This window comes from Mesorhizobium sp. YC-39 (assembly GCF_025753795.1).
Lineage (GTDB): Bacteria > Pseudomonadota > Alphaproteobacteria > Rhizobiales > Rhizobiaceae > Mesorhizobium.
Genome location: NZ_JAOWPS010000001.1, coordinates 330,227 through 346,735 on the forward strand (window position 1 = coordinate 330,227; position 16,509 = coordinate 346,735).

The 16,509-nt window shown below is 62.7% G+C and carries 20 protein-coding genes; 16 read left to right on the forward strand and 4 right to left on the reverse strand.

The window, feature by feature from the left end; genetic code table 11:
- Positions 1 to 32: 32 nt before the first annotated feature.
- From OHD62_RS01580 to OHD62_RS01600, 5 genes are all read left to right on the forward strand, one after another.
- Complete coding sequence (locus OHD62_RS01580) at positions 33 to 800, forward strand: SDR family NAD(P)-dependent oxidoreductase (protein WP_263780478.1); 768 nt, start codon at positions 33 to 35, stop codon at positions 798 to 800.
- A 272-nt stretch (positions 801 to 1,072) separates the two neighbouring features.
- Positions 1,073 to 1,915 carry a transporter substrate-binding domain-containing protein gene (locus tag OHD62_RS01585; RefSeq protein ID WP_263780479.1) on the forward strand — a complete coding sequence of 281 codons (843 nt, stop codon included), beginning with the start codon at positions 1,073 to 1,075 and terminating at the stop codon, positions 1,913 to 1,915.
- Between the two features lie 108 nt (positions 1,916 to 2,023).
- Positions 2,024 to 2,698, forward strand: a complete 675-nt coding sequence (locus OHD62_RS01590; RefSeq protein WP_263780480.1) for an amino acid ABC transporter permease — start codon at positions 2,024 to 2,026, stop codon at positions 2,696 to 2,698.
- Positions 2,698 to 3,453 (forward strand): amino acid ABC transporter permease, encoded by a 756-nt coding sequence (locus tag OHD62_RS01595; protein ID WP_263780481.1) that lies wholly within the window; start codon positions 2,698 to 2,700, stop codon positions 3,451 to 3,453. The genes OHD62_RS01590 and OHD62_RS01595 overlap by 1 nt, the downstream gene beginning before the upstream one ends.
- A complete protein-coding gene (locus OHD62_RS01600; protein WP_318528589.1) occupies positions 3,365 to 4,102 on the forward strand; it encodes an amino acid ABC transporter ATP-binding protein in 738 nt (245 codons plus the stop codon). The genes OHD62_RS01595 and OHD62_RS01600 overlap by 89 nt, the downstream gene beginning before the upstream one ends.
- Before the next feature lie 2 nt (positions 4,103 to 4,104).
- Here OHD62_RS01600 and OHD62_RS01605 read toward each other — a convergent pair whose 3' ends face one another.
- Complete coding sequence (locus OHD62_RS01605) at positions 4,105 to 5,241, reverse strand: NAD(P)/FAD-dependent oxidoreductase (RefSeq protein WP_263780482.1); 1,137 nt, start codon at positions 5,239 to 5,241, stop codon at positions 4,105 to 4,107.
- A gap of 219 nt (positions 5,242 to 5,460) precedes the next feature.
- Between OHD62_RS01605 and OHD62_RS01610 the strand changes: the two genes are divergently transcribed.
- A complete protein-coding gene (locus OHD62_RS01610) occupies positions 5,461 to 6,402 on the forward strand; it encodes a dihydrodipicolinate synthase family protein (RefSeq protein WP_263780483.1) in 942 nt (313 codons plus the stop codon).
- A 240-nt stretch (positions 6,403 to 6,642) separates the two neighbouring features.
- Positions 6,643 to 7,398 (forward strand): IclR family transcriptional regulator C-terminal domain-containing protein, encoded by a 756-nt coding sequence (locus OHD62_RS01615; protein ID WP_263782256.1) that lies wholly within the window; start codon positions 6,643 to 6,645, stop codon positions 7,396 to 7,398.
- 44 nt (positions 7,399 to 7,442) lie between these two features.
- Here the strand turns inward: OHD62_RS01615 and OHD62_RS01620 are convergent, their stop codons facing one another.
- Together OHD62_RS01620 and OHD62_RS01625 are read right to left on the reverse strand one after the other, a co-directional pair.
- Positions 7,443 to 7,706, reverse strand: coding sequence for a nitrilase-related carbon-nitrogen hydrolase (locus OHD62_RS01620; RefSeq protein WP_263780484.1), 264 nt, complete (start codon positions 7,704 to 7,706; stop codon positions 7,443 to 7,445).
- A complete protein-coding gene (locus tag OHD62_RS01625; protein WP_263780487.1) occupies positions 7,628 to 7,969 on the reverse strand; it encodes an NAD(P)-dependent oxidoreductase in 342 nt (113 codons plus the stop codon). Before OHD62_RS01625 ends, OHD62_RS01620 begins: the two co-directional genes overlap by 79 nt.
- Here OHD62_RS01625 and OHD62_RS01630 point away from each other — a divergent pair.
- The 4 genes from OHD62_RS01630 (at position 7,850) to OHD62_RS01645 (ending at position 11,203) form a co-directional block, all read left to right on the forward strand.
- Positions 7,850 to 8,206, forward strand: a complete 357-nt coding sequence (locus OHD62_RS01630; protein ID WP_263782340.1) for a hypothetical protein — start codon at positions 7,850 to 7,852, stop codon at positions 8,204 to 8,206. The genes OHD62_RS01625 and OHD62_RS01630 overlap by 120 nt on opposite strands.
- A gap of 306 nt (positions 8,207 to 8,512) precedes the next feature.
- On the forward strand, positions 8,513 to 10,156 hold the full coding sequence (locus OHD62_RS01635; protein WP_263780488.1) for an FAD-dependent oxidoreductase: 1,644 nt from the start codon (positions 8,513 to 8,515) through the stop codon (positions 10,154 to 10,156).
- A 138-nt stretch (positions 10,157 to 10,294) separates the two neighbouring features.
- Positions 10,295 to 10,606 (forward strand): UBP-type zinc finger domain-containing protein, encoded by a 312-nt coding sequence (locus tag OHD62_RS01640; RefSeq protein ID WP_263780489.1) that lies wholly within the window; start codon positions 10,295 to 10,297, stop codon positions 10,604 to 10,606.
- 204 nt (positions 10,607 to 10,810) lie between these two features.
- Entirely contained in the window at positions 10,811 to 11,203 is a 393-nt protein-coding gene (locus OHD62_RS01645) for a GFA family protein (protein ID WP_263780490.1), read from the forward strand.
- An 82-nt stretch (positions 11,204 to 11,285) separates the two neighbouring features.
- Here OHD62_RS01645 and OHD62_RS01650 read toward each other — a convergent pair whose 3' ends face one another.
- On the reverse strand, positions 11,286 to 12,803 hold the full coding sequence (locus OHD62_RS01650; RefSeq protein WP_263780491.1) for a winged helix-turn-helix domain-containing tetratricopeptide repeat protein: 1,518 nt from the start codon (positions 12,801 to 12,803) through the stop codon (positions 11,286 to 11,288).
- Between the two features lie 126 nt (positions 12,804 to 12,929).
- Here OHD62_RS01650 and OHD62_RS01655 point away from each other — a divergent pair, with 126 nt between their 5' ends.
- The 5 genes from OHD62_RS01655 (at position 12,930) to OHD62_RS01675 (ending at position 16,348) form a co-directional block, all read left to right on the forward strand.
- Positions 12,930 to 13,178 (forward strand): DUF1127 domain-containing protein, encoded by a 249-nt coding sequence (locus tag OHD62_RS01655; protein ID WP_263780492.1) that lies wholly within the window; start codon positions 12,930 to 12,932, stop codon positions 13,176 to 13,178.
- A 508-nt stretch (positions 13,179 to 13,686) separates the two neighbouring features.
- Positions 13,687 to 13,959, forward strand: coding sequence for a hypothetical protein (locus tag OHD62_RS01660; RefSeq protein ID WP_263780493.1), 273 nt, complete (start codon positions 13,687 to 13,689; stop codon positions 13,957 to 13,959).
- 294 nt (positions 13,960 to 14,253) lie between these two features.
- Complete coding sequence (locus OHD62_RS01665) at positions 14,254 to 14,436, forward strand: hypothetical protein (RefSeq protein ID WP_263780494.1); 183 nt, start codon at positions 14,254 to 14,256, stop codon at positions 14,434 to 14,436.
- 128 nt (positions 14,437 to 14,564) lie between these two features.
- Entirely contained in the window at positions 14,565 to 15,350 is a 786-nt protein-coding gene (locus OHD62_RS01670; RefSeq protein WP_263780495.1) for an alpha/beta fold hydrolase, read from the forward strand.
- Positions 15,351 to 15,463: 113 nt separating this feature from the next.
- Positions 15,464 to 16,348, forward strand: coding sequence for an MBL fold metallo-hydrolase (locus OHD62_RS01675; protein WP_318528588.1), 885 nt, complete (start codon positions 15,464 to 15,466; stop codon positions 16,346 to 16,348).
- Positions 16,349 to 16,509 lie beyond the last annotated feature (161 nt).

The window sequence follows — 16,509 nt, forward strand, 5'->3', positions numbered from 1 at the left end:
GGACCATTGCGTCCTTAGAGCTGGAGCCCTTCATGTCCGATCTCGATGGCAAGACCATTCTCGTCACAGGCGCCTCCAAAGGCATCGGGGCATCCATCGCCCGTATAGCCGGCGAGGCCGGCGCCTTCGTCATCGCCCACTATGGCTCCGACCTGGCCGGCGCCGAGGCCGCCCTGGCTGCGGTGCCTGCGGAACGAAAGCGCTTCGTGCAGGCCGATCTTCACGATCTCGATGCCACTGAGAGACTTTGGGACGAGGCGCAGGCGTGGCGCGGCCGCATCGATGTCTTCGTCAACAATGCCGCCATCATGCGCTGGAATGGCGGTATCGAGGAAGACGACGCGACCTGGGATGCCGTCTGGGCCGAGACCTTGCAGGTCAACGTGCTGGCGCCGGCCCGTCTCGTTCGCCGGGCGGTCAAGCACTATCTCGGCAGCGGTGGCGGCATCCTGATCACCATTTCGAGCTGGGGCGCGCAGCGCGGCGTCACCAATCCGGCGACGATGGCCTATGCCGCCTCCAAGGCGGCAGTGAAGGCCATGGCCCAGACAATTGCCCGGGCGCATGCCCGCGACAACATCCTCACCTACATCATCGCGCCCGGCGTGGTTGGCACGCAGATGTCGGAAGCGTTCGCGGCAACCCAGGGCGGCACCGACAAGGTCTTCGCCGGCCTTGCCATGGGCGAATGGGTGCCGCCCGACGACATCGGCCATCTCGTCGCCTTCCTGGCCACAGGCAAGTCGCGGCACCTGTCCGGCGCCACGCTCGATGTCAATGGCGCGACCTACATCCGCTAGGCTGCGCTGATATCCAGATGAGGCCGGCCTAACCTGAATCTCGGCTCATCCGAGACCGTGATCCGCTTCCCTGCACTAATCCAGAAACTTTTCTGCGCGGTGTTGCCACTGCGAACGCGGCTGCATGCCGGCCGTCAAAATGTGCTATTTGCGCACAAACGTTCGTATAACGTACATTTCTGTTGACCGGAAGCACGTGTTTTGCCAGCATATGGATCGAGGCTGGAGACAGAAGCGCATCAGCGCCAGGCGGCCTGTCAGAGGGAAACCATATGCCGGCCACGCCGGCGGAAGAGGACGATTTCATGCTGCGCAAACTTCTCTCCATCGCTTCCGCGGCGCTGATCGGCGGCGTCATGCTCGCCCAGACTGCGGACGCCCGTACGCTTGACCAGATCATTCAGGCCGGAACCATCCGCATTGGCGTCAATCCGAATTTTCCGCCGATGAGCTCCTACGGCAAGACCAACGAATTCGAAGGTTTCGACATCGATGTCGGCAACAAGATCGCCACCGCGCTCGGCGTGAAGGCAGAGTTCGTACCGACGGAGACGGCGCAGCGCGTTCCCTATCTCGTCGCCGACCAGATCGACATTTCGCTGGGCGCGCTGACCCGCTCGGCCGAACGCGCCAAGCTGATCGATTTCACGGTGCCGCTGCACACGGAATCGATGGCGGTGCTCACCACCGACAAGAACACAGTCGAGAAATGGACCGACTTCAACAGTGACAAATACACGCTCGTCAACATGCGCGGCAACTGGTCGGTCGACTTCCTGAAGGAGAAGCTCCCCAACGCCAAAGTCCTGCTTGTCGAGACCAATGCCGACACCGTTCGCGCTGTTGCCCAGGGGCGCGGCGATGCCATCATCGAGAACATCGACTTTTTCCTGGCCTTCACCAAGAGCTATGCCGATGTGAAATGGCGCACGCTCAATGATACGATCTTCGTCAATTACGACTCGATCGGCGTGTCGAAGGGCAATGACGGTCTGCGGCAGTTCCTCAACGTCCTGCTCTACGACCTTCATTCCAGCAACTACGTCAACGACACCTGGCAGAAATGGTATGGCCAGCCGATGCTGAAGCCGGTCGTTGCCAATCCCTATTTCTGAAAGCAGACACCCGGCTCACTCTCCTGATAGTGTGAACCGGGTGGAAGCGTTGCGCGGCGGCCTGCGCGGCAGCGTGGAATACCCCGAGAGATATGGAGGCCGCGGCAGTTGAACTATACATTCCAATTCGGCGTTGTCTTCGCCCAGCTGCCCTATCTGCTTGGCGGGGCGCTGCTGACGCTCGAAGTGGCGTTTCTGTCCTTCTGGCTGGGCGCCGTGATCGGCCTCTTCGGGGCGCTGGGCAAGATGTATGGCGGCCGTGTGATACGCTGGCTGATCAATGCCTATGTCGTGTTCTTCACCAACACACCGGCCCTGGTTCAGATCTTCTTCCTGTTCTATGCCTTGCCCGATGCCGGCATCCTTTTGACGCCGATGACGGCGGTGGTCATCGGCATGACGCTGAATTCCGGCGCCTATCTCACCGACATCCTGCGCGCCGGTATCCTCTCCGTCCGCCGCGAGGAGATCGAGACCGCGCAGGTTCTGGGCATGTCCGGCCCGCAAATGGTGCGGTTCGTCATCCTGCCCCATATCGCCAAGACCATCTATGCACCGCTCAGCAATTTCTTCATCTGGCTGGTGCTTGGCAGCTCCATGGCGGCGATCTTCGGTGTCGAGGAACTGACCGGCCGGGCGATCAACATCTCGACCCAGAACCTTCGCACCATCGAGACTTTTTCGGTCATCGCCGTGATCTATATCGCGCTGACCTTCATCGCCTCGATCGCGTTGGCGCTGGTCGGGCGCTGGGCCTTCCGCGTCCGGGCGAGGATCTTCTGATGTGGGACCGGATCGTCCAGGAAGCGCCCGACTTCTTCACCTACTATAACGCCATCTTCGTGCTTCAGGCGATGGGGCGCACGCTGGCCCTCACCGTCATCGGCTGCGTCGCCGGCTTCATCTTCGGCTTTGCCATCGCCGCCATAAGGTCGACGCGGGCGCGCGCCCTGTTGCCGTTGCGCCTTCTCGTCACCGTCTATGTCGAGATTTTCAGGCGCATCCCTTTCCTCGTCATCCTCTTCATCGTCATGTTCGGCATCCAGGCCGTCAGCCGGGGTATATCGCTGTTTGCCATCGCGCTGATTTCGATCTGTATGGTGTCGACAGCCTTCATGTCCGAGATCATCCGCGCCGGCATGGAGTCCGTGCCGAAAATGCAGCGTGAAGCCGCGGAAGCGATGAATTTCGGCTTCATGCGCACGCTGCTTCTCGTCATCCTGCCGCAGGCGTGGAAGGTGATCCTGCCGCCCGGCTTCGCCTTCATGGTGATGTTCATCAAGGACACCGCGCTCGTCTCGCAAATGGGCGTCGTCGAGCTCGCCTTCACCGGCAAGATGTTCGTCGGGCGCGGCTTTTCGCCCTTTCTTGTCTACGGAACCGTCCTTGCCGGCTATTTCGTGATGTCCTATCCGCTCAGCCGCCTCGGCGCCTATCTGGAGAACCGCCTTGCCACTTCTCGAAGCAGAGAATCTATCCAGCGCGTATGGACGGGTCCCGGTCCTGTCCAAAGTGAACCTGTCGGTGAACAAGGGTGAGGTGATCAGCCTTATCGGTCCCTCCGGTTCCGGCAAGAGCACCTTCCTGCGCGTGCTGATGGGGCTTTTGCCGCCAACGGCCGGCGAGGTGCGCATCGACGGCGGGGCGATCGACTACCGCTCGCGACCCCAGTTGCGGGCCATGCGAGACCGGATGGCGATTGTCTTCCAGCAGTACAATCTGTTCCAGAACATGGACGTGCTGCGCAACGTCACCATCGCGCCGATCAAGATCAAGAAGCGCCCCAGGGCCGATGTCGAACGCGAAGCCACGGCTCTTCTCCTGAAGGTCGGCCTCGCTGAGAAGCATCATGCCTATCCCGACGAGCTCTCGGGCGGCCAGCAGCAACGCGTCGCGATCGCCCGCGCCCTCGCGCTAAAGCCCGAGATCCTGCTGCTCGACGAAGTGACGGCAGCCCTTGATCCCGAACTGGTCACCGAAGTGCTGGACACCATCCGCTCGCTGGCCAGCGAAGGCATCACCATGCTCATCGTCTCGCACGAAATGGCCTTCGTGCGCGAAGTCTCGACCCGCGTCGTCATGATGGACAAGGGGCAGGTCGTCGAGATCGGCTCGCCGGCCGAGATCTTCGGCAGCCCGAAAGAAGCGCGCACAAGGGAGTTCGTCGGCAAGATCCTTCGCCATTGAACCTATTGTTTGGGCAGAAACGGCCTCAAGTCGACATCCACCGGCGGCGTCGCGCCTTGCACCAGGCTGGCGACGATCCGGGCCGCGATCGGTCCCGCGGTGAAGCCCATCCAGGGAAAGAAATTGACGAAGAAGCCCGGCATCCCCGGTATTTCGCCGAGGATCGGCTTCCAGTCATCCGTGCCATTGACGATCGCAGCCCAGGTGCGAACGATCCTGATGTCAGCCAGAGCCGGCACAACCGAGACGGCGACCGCGAGATTACGGGCGAGCGAGTCCGGATCGGCGACCGGGTTGCCATGGCGCCCGTAGCGCGCCGGCCAGCCGCCGCCGATGAGGATCGTGCCGGCGCCGTTCTGCTTCAGCGTCAGCTTTTCGCCGGTGAAGTAGACGAGATGCGGCACCAGTGCGCCGACCTGTTCGGTCGCGCTGACCTGGATCGGAAAACGTTGGACGTCGGCGAGATCGATGCCGAGCATCGCCGCAATGTCGGCGGTTTCGGCGCCGGCTGCGTCGACGATGCGCGCCGCCTTCAGAAGGCCCTTGTTGGTCGCAACGGCAAAGCCGTCGCGCTCACGCGCAATGGCCTCGACAGTGGTGTGGCGCAGGATCGTCGCGCCGGCGCGCTCGGCGGCGGTGGCAAAGGCAGGCGCCACCAGGAACGGGTTGGCCTTGCCCTCGTCGGGACAGAAGGCGCCGCCGACGATATGGTCGGCGAGGTAGGGCGCAAGTCTACGCAATGCCGCGCGATCGAGGAGATCGATCTTGAGCCCCTGCTCGCGTTCGAACACAACCTTGCGTTCGATGTCCCGCATCTGCTCCGCATTGGGGGCGACCAGAAGGCCGCCTTTCAGCGACACTTCGAGATCGGTCCCGAGCAGCCTTGGCAGGTCGCGCCACATTTCGATCGAACGGGCCAGCAGGCCGATCGTCGGCGAGAAAATGCGCGCCCAATCCTCGCCCTTGTTGATGAAGGGATCGTGCGGGATCTGCGCATGCAGGCTGCCGGCGTTGGACCCCGAAGCGAGCGTGTTGAGGTCCGAGTGCTCGACCAGGGTGACCGGCACGCCATCGGTGGCCAGGTAATAGGCGGTCGCGCATCCGGTGAGCCCGCCGCCAATCACGATCACGTCCGACATGAGAGGCCCCGCAAGAGAAGTCACGAACTGCTTGCCTACATTATTTCATTCGCTATAGTAACAATCGTTCGCTGTGTGAACGCGCCTTTTGCTGTGGAGCCTGCTATTTAACGCACCGCCGGCGAGGTGCCGCCATGCGCGTCCAGCCTGTGTCCAATCAACCGATTTCGTACCAACCGTCAGCGTCCCAGCTCAACCTCCCAATTCGGAAGACCCTTCATGGCCAAGCAGTTCCGCGGCAGTCACACCGTCACCGTCACGCCCTTTACGCCGGATGGCAAAGGCATCGACGAAGTGGCGCTGAAGCGTTTTCTCGACTGGCAGATCGCCTGTGGCGTGCCTGGAGTTATCATCCTTGGCACGACGGGGGAATTCCTGACCGTCAGCGACGACGAGCGTCAACGCTATGTGGAAACAACGGTCAAGCATGTTGCCGGCCGCATGCAGGTCATGGTCGGCACGATGAATGCCTATACGCCGAACGCCGTGCGCTACAGCAAGGAGGCCGAGGCGCTCGGCGCCGACGGGCTGATGATCGCTCCGCCCTATTATTACACCCCCACGCATGACGAGATCTTCAACTACTACAAGGCCATCTCGGAAGCGGTGACCATCCCGATCATGCTCTACAACAATCCGGTCACGACCAATGTCGACATGCCGGCCAAGCTCGTGGCCAAATTGACCAAGGCCTTCGAGAATGTGCGCTATATCAAGGAAGCGAGCATGAATGTCGGCCGCGTTTTCGACATTGTCGAACTGACCGAAGGCGTGATGAACGTCTTTGCCGGGGAGCGCATCGTCGAGAGCTACCGCCTCGGCGCCGTTGGCTATGTGAACCCCTATGGCAATTACATTCCGCGCGCCTCGTCGCGCATCTGGGATTTCCTCGTCGCCGGACGTCTCGAGGACGCCCAGGCCATCCAGGCCCTGATCAACAGGATGGACCACATCATCGCCGAAGGTCATCCGACCTATGGCCATCAATGCTATTCCAAGGCCCTTGCGGCGGCGGCCGGCTACCCCGTCGGCGACGTGCGCGCGCCGCTGACGACATTCGCCGAGCTCGGCGCTGAAGGCGCATCGCGGCGCGAAAAGCTGGTGGCGATCATGGGCGAGCTCGACAAACTGATGGACCGGCTGCAGGCCAAGGCCGCCTGACGATATCCGTCGGGCTCGCCAAAGCGGTCCCCGGGCGATCTGGTCGTCGATGGCCTTGCAGCGATGCCGTCCTGGCTTTGATTGCCAAGGCGAGGGTTATTTGGCTTGCGCGTCTCGACCCAATCCGTCCGCATGGCGCACAAAAAGTCTTAAATCGAACCTTCTGCTGGCCAAGGGCGATAGGCGCATGTACGTTCGGATGTCGCACGTGGCGGAGGGTGTATGGATTCGGGACTGCGCATCCGTGATGGAGATCTGATCGCCGGCTTCGTCAAGGGTCTGTCGGTGATCGAAACCTTCGACCAGCAGCGGCACAAGCTCAGCATCGCCGATGTCGCCCGCCTGACCGGGCTCGAACGAGCATCGGCGCGGCGTTGCCTTTTGACGCTTGTCCATGGCGGCTATGCCGAGTTCGACGGCAAGTTCTTCCGGCTGACGCCGCGCGTTCTCAAGCTCGGCTATGCCTATCTGTCTTCGACGCCCTTGCCCGGCATCATCCAGCCCTATCTCGAGCAGCTGTCCGAGGCGATCCACGAATCCTCCTCGGCTTCCATTCTAGATGCCAGCGAGATCGTCTATGTGGCGCGTTCGGCGCAGCGGCGCGTCATGCTCATCGGCCTCAATGTCGGCAGCCGCCTGCCGGCCTATTGCGCCTCGATGGGGCGCGTCCTGCTGGCGGCGCTGCCGGAGGACCAGGCCCGCCGCCGGCTGGAGGCGACCAAACGCGAAAAGCTCACGCCCAAAACCCTCACCGGGATCGGCGAACTAATGAAGGAACTCGCCCGCGTCCGCAGCCAGGGCTATGCCCTGATGGACGAGGAGCTTGAGATCGGCCTGCGCTCGATCGCGGTGCCGATCTTCGACAGCCGCGGCAGCGTCGTTGCGGCGGCCAATGTCGGCGTACAGGCATCGCGCATGTCGTCCGAAACGTTGATCAGCGACGTGCTGCCCCGCTTGCTCGCTTTGCAGGGCGAATTGAGGAAGCTGCTGGGCTGACAAGCGCCAGAACGGCTCGGTAGGCGGCACTGCCGGCGAGGCCGTCATGTCATTGGATCTGCGATCAGCCGGTACTGGTCGGGCCGGCGATATCGAGCGAAGTCGAAATTCACCTTGCGGCAGACGGCGATGAGGTCGAGGTCGGCGCGGTGCACGATCATCTCGTCGCCCAGCGACATCGCCTGCGCGGCGATCTCGCCGGTCGGCGCGATGATGCAGGAGCCGCCGATCAAGGCCTGGCCGTCTTCGATACCGGCCTTGGCCGCTGCCGCCACCCAGACCGTGTTCTGATAGGCGCCAGCCTGCATCGGAGCAGGTGATGAAGTCGGCCCGACCCCATAACCTCAGCAATGCCCCCACGCCGTGCACCTCGTCGACATCGGCGGTTGGCCTGGGCTCCGAGCGTCGTCATGCCCATCGCCTTCGCTCGCCGCTCTAGGGCCTGCCCGGTATGGCCAAGGCCAAGCAGCAGCAAGGTCATATTTTGGATCGGCTCGACCATGCCGGGCACCCAGGTCCGTGCGCGCTGATGCTTGGCGAAATTTCGAAGATTGAGCGAGAAGGACAGCATCGCCCCAGCGCGTATTCGGCCATCATGTCGGCGGCGACGCCGGCAGCATTCGTCACGGTGACCCTTTCGGGGGCCCAGGGGCCGAGATGGTCCGTCCCCGACCCGCCGACCGACACCCATTTCACCGCCGGGCTTTGCAGCAGCGCGGATCGCGGAAAGCGCTCCGTACCGTCGAAGCGTACGGAGTATACGATCTCGGCCTTTGTCTCCTCTATCGATGCTGCAAGCCCGGCGTAGCTCTCACAGGGATGAACCGCCAGCCCCGGATGTCTTTCGCGCAACAGCTTCATGGCAAGCGCCGGCGCGCTGGTGTGGAGGATTACGGTGGGGCCAACTGTCATCGCCGTGTGCTCGGATTTCCCTGCAACTCATGTCCGGTTCGCCGACCGATCAGCGCGATTTCTTCGAAATCTGCAAGCGCGACCAAAAGACAGATTTTTAATCAGATGTCGTTCCGATCGGTGTCGACCCTGTTTCGAGCCACAGCTCCTGACGATCAGAAACCGCTTCAAACTGAGCGGCCGCCGCGATACGGTCGAACCCATGTCCCAATCCACAGCCTTCACGGCCCGTCGCGATCAGATGTTCCCCACGCTGGCTGAGGCCGACATTGGGCGTATGCGCCGTTTCGGGCAAGCCAGTTCCTACGCCGCCGGCGAGCTCATCGTCAAAGCCGGCAACGTGGCGCCGGGCCTGGTCGTCGTCCTGTCGGGAAAGGTGGATATCACCCAGAGTGGGCTCGGACGGCGCGAGACAATCGTCACCCATGAGCCAGGCAGCTTCGTCGGCGAACTGGCGCAGCTTTCGGCCCGCCCCTCGCTGGTCAATGCGGAGGCGATCGAGCCGGTTGAGGCGTTCGTCATCCCCTCGCAGAGACTGCGCGACCTGATGGTGCAGGAGGCCAATCTCGGCGAGCGAATCATGCGGGCGCTGATTCTGCGCCGTGTCGGCCTGCTCGAGAGTGGCGCCAGCGGACCGGTTATCATCGGCGCTCTCGACAGTGGCGACGTCTTGCGGCTGCAGGGTTTTCTGGCCCGCAGCGGCCAGCCCTACCGCGCGCTCGATGCCGAGACTGATCCCTGCGCCAGAACCCTGGTCGAGCGCTTCCAGGTCGATCCCCACCATTTGCCGATTGTGCTCTGTCCAAACGGCAAGCTGCTGCACAATCCCGGCGAGAACGAGCTGGCTCGCTGCATCGGCCTGCTGCGGCCGATCGATGCCAGCAAATTATATGACGTGGCCATTGTCGGCGCCGGCCCGGCGGGGCTGGCGGCGGCGGTCTATGCTGCGTCCGAAGGCCTGTCGACGATCGTGCTCGATTGCCGTGCCTTCGGCGGACAGGCCGGCGCCTCCTCGCGCATCGAGAACTATCTCGGCTTCCCGACCGGCATTTCGGGCATGGCGCTGATGGCGCGTGCCTACAATCAGGCGCAGAAGTTCGGTGTCGAAATGGTCATACCCGACGAGGCCAGGCTGCTGAGCGGGTCGGCCGGCATGACCGGCTATACGCTTGATGTCGGCGATGGCGAGACCGTGCGGGCGCGCACGGTGGTGATCGCCAGCGGCGCGCGCTATCGCCGCCTCGATATCGCCAACCTGGCGCCGTTCGAGGGGCAGTCCGTGCACTATTGGGCCTCGCCGATCGAGGCGCGGCTGTGCGCGGGGCAGGAGGTGGCGCTGGTCGGTGCCGGCAATTCGGCGGGCCAGGCGGCAGTCTATCTGGCCAGCCATGTCGGCAAGGTCTGGCTGCTGGCGCGCGGCGAAAGCCTCGATGCCAGCATGTCGCGTTATCTGGTCGAGCGCATCAGGGCGCAGTCAAACATCGAGGTGCTGACCGGGACCGAGGTCGAGGCGCTGGACGGCCACGAGGGCAATCTTACCACAGTGCGCTGGCGCAACCGCGAAAGCGGCGTGGCAACGATACACCCGATCCGCCATCTCTTCCTGTTCATCGGCGCCGACCCCAACACCGACTGGCTCGCCAATTGCAACGTGGCGCTGGACGCCAGGGGCTTCGTCCGCACCGGGTCGGACTTCGGCCCATCGCATGCTTCGCAGGAGACCAGCCGCAGTGGCGTGTTCGCCATTGGCGATGTGCGTTCCGGCTCGGTCAAACGCGTCGCGGCCGCCGTCGGCGAGGGCGCCCAGGTGGTGGCGGCACTGCACGCATATCTGGCGCAAGGCTAGTGCATGTCGCGCAAAAGTGTGCTGCGGTTTTGCGAGAACGACATGCATAAAAACAAGAATGCATGTCGCCCAAAGCGTGCAGCGGTTTTGGGGCAACGACAGGCATAAAACAAAGGCACCCGAACCGGTCAGGAGGCTATGATGGCGGATGAATGCAGACATGCAGGCGATGTCAGGGATGTGACGCCGAGCGCGCTCGGCTGCGAGGAATGCCTGAAGAGCGGTTCGCGCTGGGTGCATCTGCGGCTATGCCGCACCTGCGGCCATGTCGGCTGCTGCGACGACTCGCCCAACCGCCACGCCACCAAGCACTTCCACGCCACCCGCCATCCGGTCATCGAAGGCTACGACCCGCCGGAAGGCTGGGGCTGGTGCTATATCGACGAAGTCTTCCTCGACCTCGGCGACCGAACCACCTCGCAGAACGGCCCGATCCCGCGTTTTTATTGAGGGGTGGGCGATAGCTCCGCCCATTTTGCCTGGCACCGCTCGCAAGCCGCTCCGTTCCGTATCAGCACGAAACTGCGTGAGAACAAAGCGCGGGCGGGGTCCAGCCCGCTACGGAAGAACGACGAGTCCCTGCCCGCAGCGGCAATTGCAATGACAGTGCGGTTCGTTGTAACCATTCCGACCGCATTTTAGAGGAGACGCGGCATGGACCGGTTCACCGGTGGTTGCCTGTGCGGCAACGTCCGAATAGTGGCGTCGGGACTCCCATACCGGGTCGGCATTTGTCACTGCCTCGACTGCCGCAAGCATCATGGAGCCCTTTTCTACGCTGCCGCGGTGTTCCCTCAGGATGCGGTGACGATCGATGGCGAAACACGCGACTATGCCGGGCGGTTTTTCTGCCCCCGCTGCGGCTCGTCCGTTTTCGCACGCAGCGCGGACGAAATCGAAGTGCACCTGGGATCCCTCGATGCCCCTGACCAACTGATGCCAACCTATGAAAGCTGGACCGTCCGTCGCGAGTCCTGGTTGCCGCCGTTTCCGCTCACGAGACGATACGACCGCGATCGTGACGCCACCGGCCGCTTTGACGAGTAGGCCGCACGAGCGGCACCTTCATGTCCGCATCACCCCGGCAGCTTTCGGATCGAATGGCCGTTTGGGAGGTCACGCCGGCGCATCACTCCGGAAGGCCCGCCTTGCGGAAGCCATCGACGAAATGATCGAGCATCGCAGCGTCGCGGAATGGCTCCGTCGTGACCCAGAAGTGGGTTGTGAAATGCGGGTTGCTGACAAGGAACAGCTCAACCTCCGCGCGCGCCTCGTCCAGCCGACCCAGTTGCGCGAGGCTTGCCGCCAGGAAACGGCGTGAGCTCGTGCGATAAGTCTCGTCCCTGCGCAGGGTCTCGACAGCGGCTTCGTATTCGCGGGCCGCATATTGCGCCTGGCCGAGCGTCAGATAGTACCAGCTTGCCGGAAACGGGTTCAGCCGGAACGCCTTGCGAATCTGCTCAAGGCCCTCCTCGACCCGCCCGGCCAGCGTCGTGATGTCGGACAGTGTCGCCCAGGCGTCGGCCTCGTTCGGGTCGAGCTCGAACGCCTTGGCAAATTCCGCATCCGCCTCGGCGAAGCTGCGCTCATAGGCCAGCAGGTTGGCCAGCACCCAGTGGCAGCCAGCATCGTTGGGATCGATCGCTACAGCTTTGCGCGCCAGTTCCAAGGCAACGCTACGGTTAGGTTCAATAGGTTGGCCCCAATGCACCCATCCCATCCAGTGGTTCATGGCAAGCCAGCGATAGGCCTCGGCGTATTCCGGATCGAGCGAAACCGCGCGCGTGAGCATCAGATGCGCTTCCCGCGCCGTCTGCGGCGAATCGTCGATCAGCTTGCGCGCCCGCACGCAGAGATCGTAAGCCTCTAGATTTTTGGGCCGATTGCGCGGCGGCGGTGCACGCAGCCGGCCGAGCAACGCCTCCACGATCTTGGCCGTCACCTCGTCCTGAACGGCGAAGATGTCTTCCAGGCTCCGATCGAAGCGTTCCGCCCACAGATGTTCGCCGCTCACCGCGTCGACCAGCTGCGCGTTGATGCGCACGCGCGCCGCGGCGCGTCGTGCGCTGCCCTCCAGCAGGTAGCGCACGCCAAGATCCTCAGCGATCTCGCGCACGTCCATCGCCTTTCCTTTGTAGGCAAAGACCGAGTTGCGTGCGATGACGAACAGGCCGGCGTTCCTTGACAGGTCGGTGATCAGGTCTTCGGTCAGCCCATCCGCGAAGGATTCCTGCTCGGGATCGTTGCTGAAGTTGACGAAGGGCAGCACGGCAATCGATGGCTTGCCGGGCAGCGGCAAAGGTTTTCGCTTCGCGTCGCCGAGCTGTTCGGTGGTCCCCGTGAAGCGGTAGCCGACGCGCGGAACCGTTGATATCCATTCACCGCCGTCGGCGGCCGGACCGAGCAGCTTGCGCAGTTGCGAGATCTGGACGGTGAGGTTGCCTTCCTCGACGGCCGTGCCCGGCCACGCCGCGTCCATCAACTCGGCCTTCTCAAGGATTTCGCCGGGCCGTCCGACGAGCGCCGCAAGCAGCTTCAGCCCGCGGTAGCCAACGGCAACGGGAATATCGTTCCGAAGGAGCGTTCCCGCATCGGAATCAAGCACGAACGGACCAAAGGCAAAGCGCTCTCCCTGCATAAGGCGCATCTATAGCCCGTTTGGAAGTTTTGAGAACTATTTGGGAGAGCTTAATTACGACGCTGTTCGTATCCTGCAGAATTCAACCTCTTTCAGGTCGAGGGCCACCGGCCCTCAAACCATATGGAGGTTGCCATGAACAACACCCTTGCGTCAGCCCCGCTTCAGGCAGCGCGGCCGGGAACGTGCGTGGGGCGGGCGTCGCGTCGGCGCTACAGCCTCGCGGCCCTGAGAAGCATTATCGTGACCTGGCGCGAGCAGACACGCTTTCGCTGGGAACTTAAGCGAATGTCGAAGGACAACCCCCATTTGATCGACGACATCGGCCTGACGAGACGGCAGGTCGAGGAAGAGATCGCCAAGCTGCCCTTCTGGCAACGATAATGCGCATGCTGCACAGACGGGATCGCGAGGTCGAAATCGAAACTGCCACGTACGCTCGTCGCCACGCCGAGCGTACAATCGGCGGCGTTCAGCGTTCATAGTTCTGCGGAGAGATGGGTGACAGCTTATTCCGGACTGCGCCTCTCGACGCGGCTCCCCTCTGTCTCTGACCGGTCTGTCTCCGGTCAAGCTTTCGCCGGGCAGGTTCAACTCACGGGCCTCACTGATCGTTACGAATTGACAGCGCCAAGCCGCGTGGCATGCGGCGCGGTGCACGACGTCCAGACGACGGTCCGCCTCCCTGACATAACCCGGCCGATGCAAAGTAACGCTCGCCGCTGCGTCCATTGCTGCGGCTTTATTCGCCATGGCAAGGCCTTCAACAGTCATCCAGACAAAAACTAGTGGTTGGAGAAAATACACAAGTCGGGTTGGGAGTTATTTTTCTACCCCACCAACGCGGTTTGTCGTTGGCACCACCCGCTGACTCCAGGGAAGGACCATACCCATGAACATCAAAGCTATCTGTCTCGGTGCCGCAATTGCACTTTCCGCGTCTGGCGGCATTGCACTTGCCGGCACGCTGGATGAGCCGGACACTATGCAGCCGTTCTTTACGGACGCCAGCATGAAAATCATGAAGCCGCGGGAAGAATTCAAGGCCGTATTCATGGCCATGCCCGCCGAAAAGCAAGAAGCGATGAAGAACGAGTGCGCGGGCATGAGGCAGCCATACACCGACTTCTGCGCGAATGTGAATACGCTCGGTGGCCATAACTAAGACCGAGTTAGTCACGCTCAACACCGGCCGCCACGGCGTGGAAGACCAAGCCGCGTTGGGACATCGTCGCCGGCAACGACCAGATCATTAATCCCGACCTCGAGCGCTTTCCACCATGAGCGCGCCAGGGCCCCCTTCGTCGTCGTGCCAGGTGCCAGCCACTCGGATCCCGTGCGGGTTGCCGCCCTCATCGAGCAGGCGGCCCACAAGGCGGCGAGGCGACCGAATGGGAAATCGCAAAGCCGTCGCGCGCGAAGGCGCGGCAGCTTCCTTCCCGGCGCACGAGGTTCGTCCATGAATGCCCGATCGAACGGTCCATCGCAACGCGCTTGGGATACGACCCGGCAATCGCGCGAGCAGCGCCTGGCCGCCGCCGCCCGCTACGCCATCGTGCAGTCGGGCGTGGTGCTGGCCGAGCATCTCGACCTGTTCGAGGCCGGCATCGCGAAGAGGCTTGACCTCCCCTGTTCCCGGTAGCCGAATATGCAGCGTGTTGATCCGGGCGGCCACCCGGTGCGCAGGCTGCATCGTACGTACGTGTGACTGGCGATTCCCATACGTCACTTTCTCCCCATCCGCATTCCGTTCAATCAAGGAGGAACATTATGCGCAAAATTATCAATAACCTGGCACTCGCAGCTGCTGTCGGCCTTTCGGGCGCAGGAGCCGCGCACAGCGCTGAGGAACCGAAGCCCACAGTCGTCCTGGTACACGGAGCCTTCGCAGGATCGTCGAGCTGGAACCGCGTCATCGAAGAGTTGGAAAAGGATCGGTTCCACGTCATAGCGGCCGCCAATCCGCTGCGTGGAGTAGCCAGCGACGGAGTCGCCGTGTCAGCCGTGGTCAAGTCCGTGAAAGGCCCCGTGATCCTGGTCGGTCACTCATATGGTGGTGCAGTGATCACCGAGGCTGCGAACGGCAACGCGAACGTGAAGGCCCTTGTCTATGTGTCGGCGTTCGCGCCTGAAACGGGCGAGACGAGCCTCGGCCTGACGGGCAAGTTTCCGGGCAGTACCCTTGGCGACACGCTCGCTCCGCCGGTGGCCTTGAGCAATGGCATGACAGATCTCTATATCGAGCAGTCCAAGTTCCCGCAGCAATTCGCCTCCGACGTACCGGTGGAGCAGGCACGGTTGATGGCTGCCACCCAGCGGCCGGTGGCGCAGGCAGCTCTGACGGAGCCCTCGGGTGCGGCTGCCTGGAAGACGGTGCCCTCATACTGGATCTACGGCACGGCTGACCGGAACATCCCGCCGGCCGCGATGGAGTTCATGGCCGACCGGGCCAAGTCGCGGGACACGGTGGCCATCGACGGTGCTTCCCATGTCATCATGGTATCCCACCCAAAACAGGTAGCTTCCCTGATCAAGGAGGCGGCCAGCGCAAAATAGCCGCTGGCCGACGGCGAGGCAGCGAGCCGGGCGTCCCGACGGCCTGGGCTGCCCCTAAGACGTCCATTCCGCATCAGTCAACGCGGGCGCTTCCGGCGCCGGCCAGTAAAGTTGTGAATAAGGATCGCGCCATGACATCGAACAAACCTCACAACAGCGGCCTCCAATGGGATGTGCTGACGGTCACGCGACCCGGGCTTACCCGCGATCTGCCGCCGGGCATGGAAGACCTGGCGTGGGTGGCAAACTCCTCGACGCTGATTCACGGCGCGCGCGACGCAGTACTGGTGGATACGTTTCTGACAATAGACCAGTCACGCACGCTGGTGGATTGGGTTGCCGTCAGCGGCAAGAAGCTCGTCACCATCTATGTGACACATGGGCACGGGGACCATTTTTTCGGCCTGGCTCCATTGCTGGAACGCTTTCCGGCAGCACGCGCCGTCGCCACGCCAGAGGTGGTCGAGGCCATGCGCAGCCAGTTGACTGAGGCGTGGCAGAAAGACTTCTGGCGCCGCCTCTTTCCCAATCAGATTCCGGAACATCTGCGCATCGCCGATCCGCTTGAAAGCGGCACGATGGACCTGGAGGGGCACAAACTGGAGGTTGTGGAGACCGGCCGCACGGACACCGCCCATTCCACCGTCCTTCATGTGCCGTCGATCGGCCTGATTGTCGGGGGCGACGTGGTCTACAACGGCATCCACCCCTATCTCGGCGAGACCGATGCCGAAAGCAGGCTCGAGTGGATTGCTGCGCTGGAAAGGCTGGCGGCCTTGAACCCGAAGGCAGTGATCGCCGGCCACAAGGCGCCGGAGAATAGGGACGACCCAAGCATCGTTACCGAGACGCAGCAGTATCTGCGCGATTTCAATCGCCTCGACGCGGTCACATCCAACGCACGAGAACTCTACGACGCGATGCTGGCGCTGTATCCGCGTCACGCAAATCCCGGTTCGCTGTGGGGCGGTGCAAACAGGGCCAAGCAGCGCGGCTAAGACAGACCGGCGACCATTTGCCCCGGGGATTCGACTCGCCGGGCTTTCATCGTGCTTTCTGGCGGATCGTTTTGAAGAAATCGGCTGATGGCAGCGCGTTCGTTGGTCGCCATTTGAGGATGTTCGGAGGCCGGGGCCACTGTTGGTCCTCATAGTCGCAG

Bases quoted from the DNA above. Each gene is read 5' to 3' on its own strand.
- OHD62_RS01580 (WP_263780478.1), top strand. From the start codon at position 33: ATGTCCGATCTCGATGGCAAGACCATTCTCGTCACAGGCGCCTCCAAA.
- OHD62_RS01585 (WP_263780479.1), top strand. From the start codon at position 1,073: ATGCCGGCCACGCCGGCGGAAGAGGACGATTTCATGCTGCGCAAACTT.
- OHD62_RS01595 (WP_263780481.1), top strand. From the start codon at position 2,698: ATGTGGGACCGGATCGTCCAGGAAGCGCCCGACTTCTTCACCTACTAT.
- OHD62_RS01605 (WP_263780482.1), bottom strand. From the start codon at position 5,241: ATGTCGGACGTGATCGTGATTGGCGGCGGGCTCACCGGATGCGCGACC.
- OHD62_RS01610 (WP_263780483.1), top strand. From the start codon at position 5,461: ATGGCCAAGCAGTTCCGCGGCAGTCACACCGTCACCGTCACGCCCTTT.
- OHD62_RS01620 (WP_263780484.1), bottom strand. From the start codon at position 7,706: ATGCAGGCTGGCGCCTATCAGAACACGGTCTGGGTGGCGGCAGCGGCC.
- OHD62_RS01630 (WP_263782340.1), top strand. From the start codon at position 7,850: ATGGCCAAGGCCAAGCAGCAGCAAGGTCATATTTTGGATCGGCTCGAC.
- OHD62_RS01625 (WP_263780487.1), bottom strand. From the start codon at position 7,969: ATGCTGTCCTTCTCGCTCAATCTTCGAAATTTCGCCAAGCATCAGCGC.
- OHD62_RS01635 (WP_263780488.1), top strand. From the start codon at position 8,513: ATGTCCCAATCCACAGCCTTCACGGCCCGTCGCGATCAGATGTTCCCC.
- OHD62_RS01640 (WP_263780489.1), top strand. From the start codon at position 10,295: ATGATGGCGGATGAATGCAGACATGCAGGCGATGTCAGGGATGTGACG.
- OHD62_RS01645 (WP_263780490.1), top strand. From the start codon at position 10,811: ATGGACCGGTTCACCGGTGGTTGCCTGTGCGGCAACGTCCGAATAGTG.
- OHD62_RS01650 (WP_263780491.1), bottom strand. From the start codon at position 12,803: ATGCGCCTTATGCAGGGAGAGCGCTTTGCCTTTGGTCCGTTCGTGCTT.
- OHD62_RS01655 (WP_263780492.1), top strand. From the start codon at position 12,930: ATGAACAACACCCTTGCGTCAGCCCCGCTTCAGGCAGCGCGGCCGGGA.
- OHD62_RS01660 (WP_263780493.1), top strand. From the start codon at position 13,687: ATGAACATCAAAGCTATCTGTCTCGGTGCCGCAATTGCACTTTCCGCG.
- OHD62_RS01665 (WP_263780494.1), top strand. From the start codon at position 14,254: ATGAATGCCCGATCGAACGGTCCATCGCAACGCGCTTGGGATACGACC.
- OHD62_RS01670 (WP_263780495.1), top strand. From the start codon at position 14,565: ATGCGCAAAATTATCAATAACCTGGCACTCGCAGCTGCTGTCGGCCTT.